The organism is uncultured Nostoc sp. (genome assembly GCF_964247315.1).
Lineage (GTDB): Bacteria > Cyanobacteriota > Cyanobacteriia > Cyanobacteriales > Nostocaceae > Nostoc.
In genome coordinates, this window is sequence record NZ_CAXTTT010000002.1 from 1 (window position 1) to 15,310 (window position 15,310).

Below are 15,310 nucleotides of genomic sequence, written 5' to 3' on the forward strand. Positions count from 1 at the left end.
CCACTGCGGTCTTGGGGTCTCCCCAAGTAGAGCAAGTGGCGTCATTGGGCATTGGTTTTACCTAGCCTCCCCTGTTTCTCATTTTCCTTAAGGCTTTGAGAAACTTGATTTAAACACTGGTCAAAATGCTGGTATATTCGCCCAATCTAAGCAATGTCAACGATGGGCTGTGACGCTGATGACGCTTGTGACGCTCGCGGACTCGCTCTAAGCGAAGCCATGTCGAAGGCTTTCGCCCTTGGCGTCTCCTTTGGGAGATGACTCTAGAGCCAAGGGAGAAGACTTGCTAAGGGTGACAAAAAGTTGTTCAGCTTGTCTCGAGCGTCAAGGATACTAGCGTTTCTCATAATTTCTCCGATTTAGCAATGTTTGCAGCCTTTTTTTTCATTTATGTAATTAAACTTAACAATTTAATTAATCTTTGGGAACTAACGAGCAAATACGGTTTACCGTACTCAAAGAATATGCAGAGATTGGGAGATGCAAATAGAAATCCCCCACGAAGACTTATTCTGAAGCCTTGGTGGAGCTAGGGCGAACGCATCTTATTTACTAATAAAAACTAAAAAAGATTTCAAAATGATATAAATAATCATAAAAATTGCTATATATATAAAGCAAATCAAAAATACTTCCAGAAAATGAATTAGCTTATCTCTAGATAAATCGATATCTACTAATATTAAAAAAGCTCATTAATTGGTAGATAAAAGTATGCTTAATCTGGAGAAATAACGAAAATTTTAGGTAAAATATTAAGTTCAAGTTTTGATATACTAGTTTAAGCTAACGCTAAAACTTTTAATGTAATCACATAATTTGCATTTTGTTGTGTGATGAACTTCACAATTCCTTTCTGGCATCCAATTGCATCAATTGTCATTACACATCCATACAGTTCTAATATCTTTAGTAACTTTGGAATTGCTGTAAATTCTACTTTGACAATGAGAATACACTAACTAGCGATCGCTCACTTAAATCTTCTGGTAGTTAATTTGTACTATTAGGACTGCACCTCTACTTACCACTTTGTCAATATTTAGATGCGTTTGCCCTGGGGATTTTTTTAATAGAGCTTTTGAATTACTCTTGGATACAATCTTTTTTAAATGGCTACTACGGACTGCTTGACTGACAAAAGTTATGGAACTTGAAAGGAACACTAGAAGGAAATGAGTTGACAATACCCATTCTTGCAACACAGCCGGAATTAAAGCAGTAACTACTTCAGGTTATCTAGTTTCTGTTTTGCTCCTTTCCGAACAACATTGAAATTCCAATTTCCGGGTTCATAATCGATCACTTGCTGATAGTAGTTTCGCGCTTGCTCAAGCTCCCGCCGATATTCTGCAATTAGACCAGACCGGTAATAGCCAGATGGCAGATGGAATTCGCTCCGCTGCAACAAAGCTTGTTGTGTTTGGAATGCTGCATCAAGCTGCCCTGCATCAATTTGCAATTTAGCCAACTCTACGTAGAGATTAAGAGTGGTGGTTGAATTAGGCAATCGCTCTAACTGCTCTTGCAATAATTCAAACACTTGATCGAACATCTCACACTCAGCTTGCTCACTTGCTTGGCTAGTGAGAGAGGTAGCACTGTTTTTCAGTTGAGTGAAAGGTAAATCTAGAATGAGAAACTGACCTATCCCGTTCTCTGAATTAAAAAGATGTTCTTCTATTCGTTTTGGAGTCCATTCACCTGTATACAAAACTTTAGATGCAAAATATTGGGCTGTAGCTTCTCTCCAACGTTGAAGAATTCTCAATGCTGAGTCTCTAACCTTTTTCGGAGAAGGAGGGTGAGACTTATAATATTCAACTGCTTGATAAATGGCCGTAGAATCTGAGCGAACGGTAAGTGAATTTTCTGAATTTAGATAATATTCTCTTCCCCCTATAGACGGTGTACTCACTACAGGAATTCCACAAAGAACTGCTTCTAGACCAGCCCACATAATACCTTCAGCTTTGGATAAAGCTAATGCACAACAAGATTGATGAATTAAGTCAACTATTTCCTCAACACGATCAATATAATTTTTATTCCAATCTGCATGTTTAATTTTTGGCTCGAATAAATTTAAATCATATTCTCCTAATGAGTTTCTAGGACACAAATAGGTTAACACAAATAATTTGTCTACAGATTGAGCTAAGTGCATTCTTTTCCCAACATGGGCTCGAGCAGCATAAATTGCATCATATTTACAAACCCTATTGGGATTAGCTAAGGTAAGAACTCTCTCATCTATGAACTGCCCCTTGTGCATCAACTGAACTGGAATACCCAAAAGTTTGCAGCACCATTCGTCATAGTGCGAATTAGCCATGACGACATAATTTACACCTAAGGATTCAAAATACTTCCAACGCCGAAAGTAGGTCATAGCATGGTTCCAAGTTAGATGCCATAATAAACTTTCAAAACACCAGTCATTAGGATTTAGAAACTTTTCAAGTCTCTCTAAAACATTTTTGCCTTCAGAACTAACATTTCTAGGCTCAAAACCTGTTGTGAATATAAATACACCTGGATTATCAAAAATTTTATAAATTTGATTGGGAATAATACGGTGATGAATAGTCATAATTTTTGAAGTTACATAAACACTACATTATACTAATGATTACTTGTTTCTTCTTAGGAAACTAGGGTTTAATAATGATACGAGTAGAACAAAAAGAGTTTCTAAGCTACCCAATGTGTTAGTTTGTAAATAATTTTTGTTAGCATATAGTAATTCTATCAATCTCTGATGCTGATGATAACTCATATCAAAAAAATTTAGTGCCAGTAAAGTCCTTTCTTTATTTTTTTCTACTCGGCAAATTCTTGATTTGATTTTTAGGTCATGTTCACTTAAGTTGAAGTAGACTATCTCGTCTAAAGATTCGGTTGTTTTGTTCAATAGAGAAATATAAGCGCCTCGTTCAGACAAATTGAGTGTCATTCCCTTAGATAATTTGTCATAGGAATCGTTTTTTAAATCCGAATCAAACTTAATTTGGCAATTCAATTGCAAAGTAAATCGATCAACTGCTCTGTTTTCGGGTTGATCGATAGCTGACCAAAATGCAAGATACATCAAAAATGCAGGAAAACTGAGAAATAACGCCATTATCAATATCTCGTCAGAAATTATTTGATTACTTGCCAAACTTGAAAAAACTTGATTTAGGATTACAGCCAATATTATAATTACTCCTATTAATAATGGATAAGTTAGGGATAAATTATAAGCTTTTCTACTTGATTGCACTGCTTTTCGAGTTACATTGAAAGGTTGTCCAAATGGTTTTTTAAATGCAGATATTTGGCATTTTAGCAAAGGGTAGAGTAAAAGCATATCGAAAAATCCTTGCCAAAGGAATGTTGTTCGATATTCAGAAAGCCAACCATAACTCATAATTGAAGCGGCAAGCCAAGGTAGCCAGAAAAAAATAAATTCATTATATGTTGCTAGAAACGGTTTAATCCCTAATAATATACAAGTTAGTAGTATAAAAAGAGAAATTGTACGAGTAAGAGGTAAGAAAGGTCTAATGTACCAAATAATGAAGAAGGGTAGTTGAAAATAACTCAGCTTTTGCCAGATAACTAAGTCGCCCCTACACAAGGTAGTTTGATAGTCTGAAAGATGCCACCGTACTCTCTGTTTGACAAGATCAATATAAGTACGAGGAGACTCCCCGATAGTTAATTTCTCATCAAGAAAAATGACACGATAGCCCTGTAATAATATTCTTATAGAAGTAGAAGTATCTTCATTAATACATTTTGTGAAATAACCGCCGACTTGATTAAGAGCATCTCTTCTAACAAGATAACCCGTTCCAAAGCAAGTGGCAGTATTAAGATAGTCACGTTGAGAATAGTTGACTTCAAAACAGGAAGCGAGATCATAAGGTACTAAGTGATCTATGCAAAGATTTCTAGCGTAGTGATCGGGGTTATAGAAGCTTTGAGGAGTTTGAACTAAGCCAACATCAGATTCTTGAAAAAAACCTACAGTTCTGCTCAAGAAATCTCTGAATGGGACAAAGTCAGCATCCAGGACTGCAATTAACTGACCATTCGTCTCAAGTAAGGCATTATTCAAATTACCAGCTTTTGCATACTGATTATTACTTCGAGTAATGTACTTACAGCCAAGCTTTTCAGCTAAGTCACGAATAAAAGGGCGGCGAGTATCATCAAGAATGTAAACCTGCTTATTGGGATACTCCATAGACAAACAACCCAAGACTGTCCGTCGTACTACAAACTCAGGCTCGTCATAGGTAGGAATTAAGACATCGATTGAAGGTAAATATCGACCAGAGGAGACATCTTGGCTCAGTCGATCTGCTTCCTTTGAGCGTTGTTCACTAGTTGAAAAGATTGAAGTTATTCTTGTTAAAACAAACACAGCTAGGTCAATTAATTCAGTACTATACAAAATTAATCCTAAAAATATTTCTGCCCATGAATATAGATCAAGACTTGAAAATGAGCGCCAAGTTAAATAACGAATTACAAGTGCTAATAGTACAAAAGTAACCCCAAATTTTGACCGTGCGGTAGGAGAAACAAAGCGAAGTACATAACATCCTAATACAACAGATAAAAAAGGAGAGTATAAAGCAAAACTGCATTCAGGAGCTTCTAGAAGATTGAAAAGACTTTGAGGTGTGACAACAATACACTCAAGTGTGAAGTCTGACTGAAGGTAAGCTACTAAACAGAAAATAGTAGATCCGACTACTAGAAAAGCTGTCAATAAGTTGATTATTAAAAATCGCTTTGGTGGCAAAATTTTATCTTTCCTTGTCCTCATTTTTTAGCCTCAAGGTGTGACATCCTTGTTGGCTCAGTGCTTTGGTGCAATGATGTACGCAGAGCAAACGCAGCTAAATTATACTTACTCACAACCAATGAGCATACTTCTTAAATATTTTGTATGAGATTGTGCGATATTTATGACATTTATCAATTACCTGTATAACTTGATAATGAATATGTAATATACAAGAAGTTACAGCTTAATAGCAGGATAATCAAGGACTACTGCAAAACATCCTACTTTTCCCACTTTTCCCACTTCCCCAAATTAGGACGGTTGTAGCTAAATATACAATTGCTCTTGGATATAGAAAAATACTGAGTCTCATTACTACCTCTACTATTTGACATTTTGATCGTTTCACTCATTTATGCGGTTCCTCTATCCATTAATGTCCATCATTAGACCAGTGGGGGCGATCGCTAGATAATTTAATCACACCGTAAGAACGACCAACCTGCCATAAAGTAGAATTTTCATAACTCGTTCGTGGCTGATTAATACTAACTATAGTTTCACTAGCATTTTTGATATTTAAGGTTCCTGACCAAGTAATTTCCCAATCAATTGCTAATCTTTGGGTATGACGAGAGGTAAGAACAGGTCGAAAAGCAATATTATAAGCAGACACCATTTCTTTAGCAGCTTGGACAGAACCAGCATTGGTGTAATGTAGCCAATTAATATCTACATTAGGCATAGGTGGAACATCTTTGGCAGCAATTTCATTATTACTAATACGAAAAGCATAGTGCATTAAATAAGCTCTTTCTGATGGACGAAATACTGAAGATATATCGATATTAGCTCCGGCATTTTTTAATGCTTGCTCAAAAGCTTGTACTTTTTGACGGAAGGGAGAAGCTAAATCATCAATTAAGTCGCTGTCTGGGAAAAAATTAACCCAGGCTTTTCCACTCAGTCGTTGTCTTAATTTTTTGGCGTATTCAGTTATGTTGTCTAAAGCTAACTCAAAATCAATGCCTAGCTTGGTTTTAGTTGTATTAGAAAGCTGTTGAGCTAATTCGGCTCGAAAATTGATGTCTCTTATTTTATAAGTTTCAGCTAGTCCTTTTGTACTGTTGGGCCCAAAGTCCCCATCAGCCACTAACGGCGGATTCAAACGAGCGATCGCTGTTAAACTTTTTTGTAAGTCTTTGACCTCATTCTCTCCAAAGTTAAGATAGGTTAATAATTTTTTCCCGCCATCGGTATAGATAGCAAAATAAATCGCAAAACCTTGCTCTAGGGCTTTTTTATAAGTAGCAGTATCGACAATTCCCGTTACTGTTAAAGCATTACTAGTCTGATAATCACGAGTTGCTTGATCTGTAATATTCCCAAAATCCCCATCAACGGCAGCAATGGAGAAGTCATAATCTAAAAGAAATTTCTGCCAAGCAGTTACAATCAACCCTTCGGATTTTTTCTGGAGAGTAGGAAGTTGCAAAGCTTGAAGTTTAAAGCTCATAGTTTTTTTGAATGAAACAATTGTTTTCAGCTAATTTTTCTGTCACTATTCGTTGTACGATTTTAGTTATGACCGCCGCCAATTTGGTATCTCGTACTTCATTAGAGCGATTAGAGTCCAAGAAATGCTGTTTTGCAAAACCCACTTTGGATTATAACATCCGCATTTATGTTAGCTTTTCGCAAGGTTACTTAAAATAGGAAGCAGCGATCTCTTTAACTTGTTGGCAAATGGGGTCACAAACTTTCTGGAGGTCAGCCACAGCAAATTGCGTAGGCTAGCAAAAACCGCAAACATCGCCCATGCTATTGTCAAAGATCCGCCAATTCTGATTTGGGATGAGGATAGCTCTACAGTAGACAATGAAACTGAAGCGCCTATTCAAAAATCTCTGGCTATGATTATCCAAAATTATATAACCATAGCGATCGCTCATCGCCATATATATAGACCAATACGCTTGGGTTAAGGATAATCTATTGGGTTTCACTTCGTTCAACCCAACAAACCACTAAAAATATTGGTTTACCCTTCTCCTTTGGAGACGCTACGCGAACGGGAAGCAAGCTACGTTCCTCAAACGCCACTTGCGAAGAAAGCGAGAATGCTAAAAGGAAACCGTAAGGGCGCAGTGGCTCCCCAACTTATGCAGTTTAAGGTTTTTGGCGCTAACCCAAGCGTATTGATATATAGACGCCTCAATCCTTTTGGCCTTTCTGTGATATCTTGCGGTCAGTTGCTAGGCGTAATACGTTAATTAAATTCATCCTATCAGGTGAGTCTAATGGGTGAGGTATAAGAAACACGAAGTATTGTACCTTAAGGCTATAAATGGTTGTTTTGCAAACCAATTTATCGCCTCAAAAATTAGGAAGTAGATAATGACTGTAAACCAAATTATTGGAGATTCAAAAAATCAGATTTTTGTCAACTTTGGAAAACGTTTCTTTGCTTGGATGATGACTCCAAGTAGCAGTAAATATGATAAAATTGTCAGCGATCGCAAACGTTCTCTTTTTGCTAATCTCCAAGGTAAAGTGTTAGAAATTAACCCTGGAACAGGCCCTAACTTACCCTACTACCCTAAAGATATCCACTGGATAGGAATTGAGCCAAATTCACATACGCATTCCTCTCTCCAAAAACAAGCAGAAAAACTGGGTTTAAATATTGACCTCCGCAGTGGTAATCCTGAATGGTTAGATGCTGAAGATAACAGCATAGATACTGTTGTTAGTACATTAGTTTTGTGTTCAGTGCCGAATATAGATTATACATTGCAGGCAATTTTAAGAGTACTTAAACCTGGTGGACGCTTCTTATTTATTGAACATGTCGCAACACCTCAAGGAAGTTTATTGCGACAACTACAAAACACAATTAGTCCAATTTGGCAAGTGATAGGTGATGGTTGTCATCCAGATAGAGAAACTTGGATAGCATTAGGAAAAGCTGGTTTTAGTAGCATCCATTATGAGCGATTTGATGCACAATTGCCAATTGTTAGTCCTCATATTATCGGCATAGCGACAAAGTGAAATAACTTTTAGCGGTTGCTGAATAAAAATATTAAATAAACCCCCGGCTAAAGCCGTAGGGTTTGTAAGGTTTTCCAGCAGAGATTTTATGGATTCTCGCGCAGGAAAGTGTCAATATCGTTTAGTTCCTGCTGATTGAGGCGAAAGTCTCCAGCACCAATGATTCCTTCCACCTGCTTGGGATTGCGTCCGCCAACGATCGCCGCAGTCACCGCCGGATTATTTAAAGTCCAAGCGATCGCCACCTCACCTGGTGAGCGATCGTGTTGTTCACCAATATGTTGCAACACCTCGACTAACTTTAGGTTACGAGATAGACGTGGCTCCTGAAATTCACTATTGTTTTTGCGCCAATCATTATCTGGAAAATTGGCAACCCGCTCAAGTGTCATCTTTCCTGTAAGCAAACCAGATTGCATAGGTGAATAAACAATCACACCTATGTTATTTTCCTTACAAAAAGGCAGAATCTCGTTTTCGACATCGCGCTTAACCAGCGAATAAGGCGGTTGCAATGAAGTGACTGGTGCAATCTCCTGGATACGTTTCAACTGTTCTACATTGAAGTTTGAAACCCCGATATTGCGAACCTTACCCTCATCCTTGAGCTTGGCAAGAGTCGTCCAGCCTTCTTCAACTTCTGAGTCAGGGTTGGGCCAGTGGATCTGGTAGAGATCGATAGTTTCAATGTCGAGTCGGCGCAGACTAGCTTCAACCTCCCCCCGTACAGAATCCGCCTTCAGGCTGTGACCAATTTCGCCCTTTTCATCCCAGATTAGTGAACATTTAGTGAAAATGTAGGGGCGATTAGATCGACCTTTGAGCGCCTTAGCAACAACCTCTTCAGAATGCCCCAGACCATATACAGCTGCGGTGTCAATCCAATTAACGCCGAGGTCAAGAGCGCGATTGATCGCGGCGATCGATTCTTGGTCATTTTGCTCTCCCCAGCCAAAAGCCCATCCACCTCCACCAATCGCCCAGGCTCCAAAGCCGATTGGGGTAATGTTAAGCTCTGAATTGCCAAGCTGTTTGGTTTGCATATCTACTTTCTTCAAGAATTTTTGAGTCAATTGCTACTTTAGGCTGCAAATATTATCTCAACAGCTATCTGAAGTATGAATTACTACTAGCGCAAACATGACAGCCAATCACTATTTGTGTAGAATTACTAAATCTTGAATATTGTGTTGATACACACTACTTGTATACTAAACTTGCTCAAAGATTGTAATAGTTGTCAGCGTCGATCAAAATAGAGAAGTAATATGTCAGAAGATTTAAAAGGTAAAGTTGCGCTGATTACAGGTGCAAACAAAGGTATTGGGTATGAGATTGCCCGTCAACTAGGTTCTAGAGGTGCTAGTGTTCTTGTTGGTTCAAGAGATATAGGACGTGGTGAAGAAGCGGCGAATAAACTTCGTCTCAGCCAGATCGATGCCCAAACAATTCAACTTGATGTGAGCAACCAAAAAACAATCGACTCTGTGGGTAAACAAATCGAGAGCGAATTCGGAAAACTTGATATCCTTGTAAACAATGCTGGAATACTAAGTGATGGCGATCGCCTTCCACCTAGTCAAGTTGATATTGAAACACTGCGACATACTTATGAAACGAATGTATTTGGAGTGTTTGCAGTTACCAAAGCGTTGTTACCACTGTTAAAGAAATCAAAAGCAGGGCGAATAGTTAATTTATCAAGTAGTTTAGGTTCTCTGACTCAAAACTCCGATCCAAATTATGAATTCGCTGACTATAAACTTCTTGCTTATAATTCATCAAAGACAGCAGTGAATGCAATTACAGTTTTATTGGCTGCCGAACTTAAAGATACCCCAATTAAAATCAATGCTGCCGATCCTGGTTTTACAGCAACTGACATTAATCAATACCAAGGGTATCGCACTGTTGAGCAAGGTGCGATCGCAGCAGTAAGACTAGCTACTCTACCTGATGATGGTTCTAGCGGAGGTTTTTTTGATGAAAATGGTCTGGTTCCTTGGTAAAAATTAGAGGGCATTGGGCATGGGTTATTCTCCTTGTCTCCTTGTCCCCCATCGCTCCTCTACGGGGAAGCAAGCTAGCAAGAGCGTCAACCCCTTTGGGGAAGTCAAAAGTCAAAAGTCAAAAGTCATAACGAATTACTAAATTTACCGAATATTAACTTCTTGAAGATAATTTACTCCTTGAAGATATTCAACCTTAGTAACTGAGTTTTTCGGGATGAATAAATTTGTTCTTTTTGCAGAAGCTATCTTTTGATTGTTAGTGAGTACACGTTGTTTTTGAGTATACTCATTCAATTTGACTTGAGCTTGAGCATAAACTAGAGTATCTTGGGGAATATTTTTGAGAAATTTTACAGCTCTATCAAAATCACCAATAGATGCTTGTTTATTGGCTTTCTGTAAAAAGTAAGCTGCTCTGATCTGCCGCTTTCGATTGTATTCAGCTAACTTGTCTTGAACTAAAGCACCCGCATGACTTTCTTGAGGAATTTGACGCAGATATTGTAAAGCGGCAGAAAAATCTTTTTTAGCTGCTTTTTCGTAAGCTTTTGCTAATAAATCTTGCGTCTGTATTTCAATGTTTACAGATGCTTGCTGAACTATTTTATCTATTTTAGATTGCCAATAGAAAATCTTTGGAACTTTAGCAGCAGCATGAAGAACATCTGACCATCTGCTTTCTTTAAAAGCTATTTGTGCGATTTCGTATTGCTGTGCAGCTACTTGCCATTGCTCTTGCCATTCTTCAATTGTAGCTTGCGCTTCTGGATAAACATTGCTGTGGGAAGGAATTGATTTAGCGAGTGCGATCGCTTCTTCCAAATCCCCTGCTTGATATTCTTTTGTGGCTTTATATAAAGTATCTGTTTCTGAATATGCAGGTGCAGTATTAACTAAAGAATATACACCAAATCCCATCACTAAAGAATTAGCTGCCAATCCTACTTTCATTCCCGTTAATAATGGGGATGATTTTCCAAATGCAGAATTTTTCGCTACTTCAAGGGTAAATTGAGAATCTTCCTCTAATGTTTCTGATGGCTGAGGTTCCCAGATTATTTGTTTGAGTACCCGCAGCACTTCACCCGCAGACTGAAAGCGGTCTTGGTAATTATAGCGGATCATTTGGCTGAGAACAGCAGCTAGATAATCATTAACTGGCGTGTTTTGAGAACGCCAAAAAATTTCATTAGTAGAAGGATCGGTTTTTAATTGTAGTGGTTCTAGCCCTGTTAAAGCCTGGATAGCAATCATACCCAAAGCATAAATATCACTGTTGGGCTGTGTTTGACCAATAAATTGCTCTGGCGGTATGTATCCCAATGAAGTGACGGGAATTCTATAAATGGGCAATTCTGCACATATCCCAAAATCGATCGACTGGATTGAGCCAAAGTCAATCATAACTAACTTGCGTAGGGCTTTGCCCTTGCCGGAGGCATCGCTATCACGTCTAATCAAGTTTTCCGGTTTGATATCGCAATGAATCACACCTTGAGAGTGAACAAATTCTAGAATACCTAAGACATCGATCAGGAATTCTACAACTTCGCTTTCACTCCACAGACAGCCCCATTGTTGATCGATGGGCAATTCCGCAGTCAGCGCATGTCCTTCAATCCACTCTTGCACTAAATAAAATCGCTGGTTTTCTTCAAAACAGGCGATGAATTCAGGAATTTGGTCATGACTTCCCAGAAGTTTCAAAGTTTGGGTTTCAGTCAGAAACAGTAACCTCAGCATCTCCAAGTAGCCAGATTCGGAACTGCTAACTTTAATCTGTTTAACAACGCATTTGGGATTCTCTGGATAATCTACGTCTACAGCAATGTATGTTTGTCCAAACACCCCTGCACCAAGGCTTTGGACAATTTGGTAACGCCCTTGTAGTAATTTACCGATTATGTGGTAGGTCATGACCTGGTTACTCAGTAAGTCCTTTTATTTAGTTTTTCTGACATTCCCTCCTATTTCCGGAATACTTGAAAAATATATATCTTGAACTTTTGTTACTAAAATCCAAAATGGATTTATTTAAGTATTTTTACTTAATAAAATTTATAGCAACATTATCGGCGATCGCTCCAGAGTTAGTTTCCCACATAACCAAAGGCGATCGCACTTTAAGGAAAGAAAGCATTGATAGGAGTACAGAATATTTTGGCCAAGTCCGGCACAAAAAAATTAATTTTACGTGTTTTTACGGTTAAATTCTTATTAATACATTTGTACCATTGTAAACACCGATTTTTAGGAAATAAAAAATACGTAGCTGTAAATGGAAATCAAAGATTTAGCTGGCATTAGTGAACCACTGAAGAGACTTATTGAAGTAATGGCTGAAGGGTTTGGTGCAGTTTCACGCCCATACCTGATCAAGAAAAATGCTGAGGCTAAAGCTTACGAAATACGAGTTATTTCCGAAGCTATGGCTGAGAGCCGTAAGTTGCTTGGTGGTGCAGATTATGAAGACGGTAAAGTTAAGATGATGGGATCTTCTGAGACACCTAGCCCGATCCTCTCACTTCCTGAGCGTGCGGCAAACCGTAGTGAATACCAGGAGTTACGAAAACAACAGAATATAGAATCCGTATGTGCAAACGCTGCTGAGGAACTAGCAAATAAAAGTGAGATCCCAGAACAGAAGCCAGAACCAGAATGGATTAATCATTTCTTTGATATAGCAGAGAAAATTTCAACAGAAGATCTCCAATACTGGTGGGGGAAAATCCTGGCTGGGGAGATTACAAAACCTGGTTCTTTCTCGCTACGTACTCTTGAGATATTGAAAAATCTTTCACGACAAGAAGCAGAAAACTTTGTTGAATTAGGGAAATATGTCCTAAGTGATAAGAACAAAGCTTTTTACCTTGACCCAAAAGAATATATTTTTAAGAAAGATAATACTATTGGCTTTTCTGAAATTCTTGATCTAAGAGAGGCTGGTCTTATAAATGATAGTGATTTTCTAGGTTTTTCCTTTGAAGCTAGTACCTCCGGCAGTACCTCTAATTTACTTTACTCCTCTTTAATTCTCTTATTTGAAAGAGAGAAAGATACGCCTAAAATCGAAAATAAAGTTGGAGTGTTAACAAAAGCAGGTACAGAACTATTGAAACTTATATCAGTTCAGCCTGATATGGAATATATAGAATTTGTTGCTCAAAAATTTAAGCGAGAAGGTATGAAAATTGCTTGGGCACCTATTATTAGAGAGGATGGTGAAAACCCATTGATAGGAGACAAAACATATATCGTTACTGAGGAACCAGCTTAGTTATGTTAAAACGATTATGCACACAGTATAACAATCTTGGTGTAGCGCAGATTGCTGTCTATCAAAGTAAGCAATCAGCCCCGACCGGGTAATAAAGCTATGCCGCACTGCCTCTTAAATACCCTTGATATATGAGGCTTTGACCATCCTTGGTAAGAAATTAATTACTAGAATTTCTTAGTTTACGCTTTTGAGTAGCCAGAGGTGAACAATGGTTTAAAAATTAGATTAGGACAAGAATCCGCAACTGAGTTTTACAGGCTACAGAAAATGTGGCTAGGTAACGCTCTTAATTAACTAGAGGTAAAAACTATGAACATCCAACTTCAAGCGGAATACGAGCAATTTATACAAACCCGAATTGCTATAGGTAGATATGAAAATGCTGAAGATGTCATTGTGAAAGCATTGAAACTGTCTGCCTTGGGCTTTTCTTAGTGCCATTGGCCTGTAACCCTTATTCACTCCTTAACCCTGTGAACGGTTACAAATCAACTGTAATTTACCAAAAATAAATATTGCCCTCCTATGCTCAGAATCTCCTAACCCTTAGCTTCCGTATCTTCCTCTACCACCTCAGATTTTTCTGTTAACGGCTTCACTACCCGCGCGATCGCTTCTTGAATAAAAGCTTTAATAAATTCATCTCGGCGATTAATCTGAAACTGTCGCTGTACAACTTCTGTCATTCCACCATCACCCCAATCTTGGTCATGACGAAAATATTCAATAAAACTTTTACCTGCAATTCGTGTTAAATAAGCTGCTGTCACGCCTTGAATTGCTCTACCAACAATAAACGTGGCAACATTGAGTTGCAACGCTGTAGATAATAATTGAATTGCTCCTTTGACAATGCCTAAACTAGCGATGGTTTTCGCTAAAGAAAGGGCTAATTCTCGTCCCCGTTCCATATTCAATTCACAGCCGTACACTCTGCCAATTTCCACAACCATTTGAGCGTTGACTGCGGCTGTCGCCAATAAATCTACAACTGGTATAGGCGTGACTGATACCACACCAGCGCCAATCCATTGAAACCGTTCTACGATTTTGTCAGCTTGACGGCGACGCTGGCCATCGATGAGTTTTCGCGCCTCGTCTCCCAAGCGCAGAGATTGCAAAAGAATATTATCCGCCACCAAATCTTCACCCTCAGCACGTAAAACCGCAGCCGTGCGCCGCAGCAAAGGCACAATATCCGGTTCTGGTTGGAAGGTTTCGCCAGTTTCAAGTTGTGCAGGTTGGGGATTAGCAGCGATCGCTACCACATCATTAGTAGCAATAAATCCCCGTACCCGTTGACGCAATCTCGCGAGGATGGATTCTTTATCTTCATCTGTATATAAATCAGTTTTGTTGAGAACTAGGAGCGATCGCTTCCCAATTTCTGCCAACCCCCGCAGTGGCTCATATTCTGAGCGGCGTAAATCATTATCTACTACAAACAACAGTAAATCTGCTTCCGTCGCCAGTTCTCGCGCCATTTGTTCCCGTTCTGTTCCCGCCACCCCTGCTTCTAAAATTCCCGGCGTATCCGTAATTAAAATCTTGCGTTCTAATCCCTTTAACCGCAGACAATAGGTTTCTCCAACCTGAGTTGTACCCATCGGTGCATCCACCTGACCAACCATGCGTCCCATAATCGCATTTACCAGGGAAGTTTTGCCAGCACTCCCCGTACCAAATACCACTACTTGAATTTCACCCCGTGCTAGGTTGGCTTCAATCTCTCGCGATCGACTTAATAAAGCTTGGCGTGTAACTTCATCTTGAATTTGCGCTACCTGTTGCCGCACAGCCTGGAGAGTTGTAGAAGCAGCATCAGATTTAGCAGCCGGAACTTGCGCCGCAGTCACTCGCTTCGGGTTGCGACGCGATCGCTTTTCCCCAGTCCGAATCACCAATACATAATAGACAAAAGCTGCAACCAAGGCTCCAATCAGGAGAATCAGCAATAACAGCAACAAATTGCCTAGCAACGGCGAATAGGACAATTGCCAATAGAGGCGTGATAGGGAATCAATTAGCCATAGGACTAGCCCCAAAATGACGATCAGACCGACAATCAGCGTTACTATGCGTGACAGAGGCATGGGTGGGAAAGTTTAGTAAGTATTCAGTAGGCAGATGCTTCTAATCTTAATAGTTTCAGCATTTTTTACCAGAGTAGGGGACTTGCAA

General features: G+C 39.0%; 10 protein-coding genes and 2 pseudogenes. 5 read left to right on the forward strand and 7 right to left on the reverse strand.

The genetic code is table 11. From position 1 onward, the window contains the following. Positions 1 to 799: 799 nt before the first annotated feature. The 4 genes and pseudogenes from ACFE93_RS00955 to ACFE93_RS00970 form a co-directional block, all read right to left on the reverse strand. Positions 800 to 922 (reverse strand): annotated as a pseudogene (locus tag ACFE93_RS00955) (ISAs1 family transposase); the annotation flags it as partial. A 303-nt stretch (positions 923 to 1,225) separates the two neighbouring features. Beyond that, positions 1,226 to 2,593, reverse strand: a complete 1,368-nt coding sequence (locus ACFE93_RS00960; RefSeq protein ID WP_375471600.1) for a glycosyltransferase — start codon at positions 2,591 to 2,593, stop codon at positions 1,226 to 1,228. 39 nt (positions 2,594 to 2,632) lie between these two features. After that, positions 2,633 to 4,798 carry a glycosyltransferase gene (locus ACFE93_RS00965; RefSeq protein WP_375471601.1) on the reverse strand — a complete coding sequence of 722 codons (2,166 nt, stop codon included), beginning with the start codon at positions 4,796 to 4,798 and terminating at the stop codon, positions 2,633 to 2,635. Between the two features lie 418 nt (positions 4,799 to 5,216). Further along, positions 5,217 to 6,299 (reverse strand): peptidoglycan-binding protein, encoded by a 1,083-nt coding sequence (locus ACFE93_RS00970; RefSeq protein ID WP_375471602.1) that lies wholly within the window; start codon positions 6,297 to 6,299, stop codon positions 5,217 to 5,219. A 219-nt stretch (positions 6,300 to 6,518) separates the two neighbouring features. On the opposite strand from ACFE93_RS00970, the pseudogene ACFE93_RS00975 reads away from it, so the two are divergent. Beyond that, positions 6,519 to 6,738: pseudogene (locus ACFE93_RS00975) on the forward strand (ABC transporter); the annotation flags it as partial. A gap of 442 nt (positions 6,739 to 7,180) precedes the next feature. After that, positions 7,181 to 7,837: a class I SAM-dependent methyltransferase gene (locus tag ACFE93_RS00980; RefSeq protein WP_375471603.1), complete on the forward strand. Its 657-nt coding sequence runs from the start codon at positions 7,181 to 7,183 to the stop codon at positions 7,835 to 7,837. Positions 7,838 to 7,923: 86 nt separating this feature from the next. Here ACFE93_RS00980 and ACFE93_RS00985 read toward each other — a convergent pair whose 3' ends face one another. Next, positions 7,924 to 8,880 (reverse strand): aldo/keto reductase, encoded by a 957-nt coding sequence (locus ACFE93_RS00985; protein ID WP_375471604.1) that lies wholly within the window; start codon positions 8,878 to 8,880, stop codon positions 7,924 to 7,926. Positions 8,881 to 9,105: 225 nt separating this feature from the next. Here ACFE93_RS00985 and ACFE93_RS00990 point away from each other — a divergent pair, with 225 nt between their 5' ends. After that, complete coding sequence (locus ACFE93_RS00990) at positions 9,106 to 9,846, forward strand: SDR family oxidoreductase (RefSeq protein WP_375471605.1); 741 nt, start codon at positions 9,106 to 9,108, stop codon at positions 9,844 to 9,846. Positions 9,847 to 9,990: 144 nt separating this feature from the next. Here ACFE93_RS00990 and ACFE93_RS00995 read toward each other — a convergent pair whose 3' ends face one another. Further along, a complete protein-coding gene (locus ACFE93_RS00995; protein ID WP_375471606.1) occupies positions 9,991 to 11,766 on the reverse strand; it encodes a protein kinase in 1,776 nt (591 codons plus the stop codon). Between the two features lie 361 nt (positions 11,767 to 12,127). On the opposite strand from ACFE93_RS00995, the gene ACFE93_RS01000 reads away from it, so the two are divergent. Further along, complete coding sequence (locus tag ACFE93_RS01000; protein WP_375471607.1) at positions 12,128 to 13,126, forward strand: DUF2806 domain-containing protein; 999 nt, start codon at positions 12,128 to 12,130, stop codon at positions 13,124 to 13,126. A gap of 312 nt (positions 13,127 to 13,438) precedes the next feature. Continuing rightward, positions 13,439 to 13,564: a type II toxin-antitoxin system ParD family antitoxin gene (locus ACFE93_RS01005; RefSeq protein WP_375470922.1), complete on the forward strand. Its 126-nt coding sequence runs from the start codon at positions 13,439 to 13,441 to the stop codon at positions 13,562 to 13,564. Between the two features lie 104 nt (positions 13,565 to 13,668). Here ACFE93_RS01005 and ACFE93_RS01010 read toward each other — a convergent pair whose 3' ends face one another. Continuing rightward, positions 13,669 to 15,222 carry a YcjF family protein gene (locus ACFE93_RS01010; RefSeq protein WP_375471608.1) on the reverse strand — a complete coding sequence of 518 codons (1,554 nt, stop codon included), beginning with the start codon at positions 15,220 to 15,222 and terminating at the stop codon, positions 13,669 to 13,671. Between the last annotated feature and the right edge of the window lie 88 nt (positions 15,223 to 15,310).

Coding starts and splice junctions, on each gene's coding strand:
- ACFE93_RS00995 (WP_375471606.1), bottom strand. CDS start 11,766: ATGACCTACCACATAATCGGTAAATTACTACAAGGGCGTTACCAAATT.
- ACFE93_RS00980 (WP_375471603.1), top strand. CDS start 7,181: ATGACTGTAAACCAAATTATTGGAGATTCAAAAAATCAGATTTTTGTC.
- ACFE93_RS00985 (WP_375471604.1), bottom strand. CDS start 8,880: ATGCAAACCAAACAGCTTGGCAATTCAGAGCTTAACATTACCCCAATC.
- ACFE93_RS01005 (WP_375470922.1), top strand. CDS start 13,439: ATGAACATCCAACTTCAAGCGGAATACGAGCAATTTATACAAACCCGA.
- ACFE93_RS01000 (WP_375471607.1), top strand. CDS start 12,128: ATGGAAATCAAAGATTTAGCTGGCATTAGTGAACCACTGAAGAGACTT.
- ACFE93_RS00970 (WP_375471602.1), bottom strand. CDS start 6,299: ATGAGCTTTAAACTTCAAGCTTTGCAACTTCCTACTCTCCAGAAAAAA.
- ACFE93_RS00960 (WP_375471600.1), bottom strand. CDS start 2,593: ATGACTATTCATCACCGTATTATTCCCAATCAAATTTATAAAATTTTT.
- ACFE93_RS00990 (WP_375471605.1), top strand. CDS start 9,106: ATGTCAGAAGATTTAAAAGGTAAAGTTGCGCTGATTACAGGTGCAAAC.
- ACFE93_RS01010 (WP_375471608.1), bottom strand. CDS start 15,222: ATGCCTCTGTCACGCATAGTAACGCTGATTGTCGGTCTGATCGTCATT.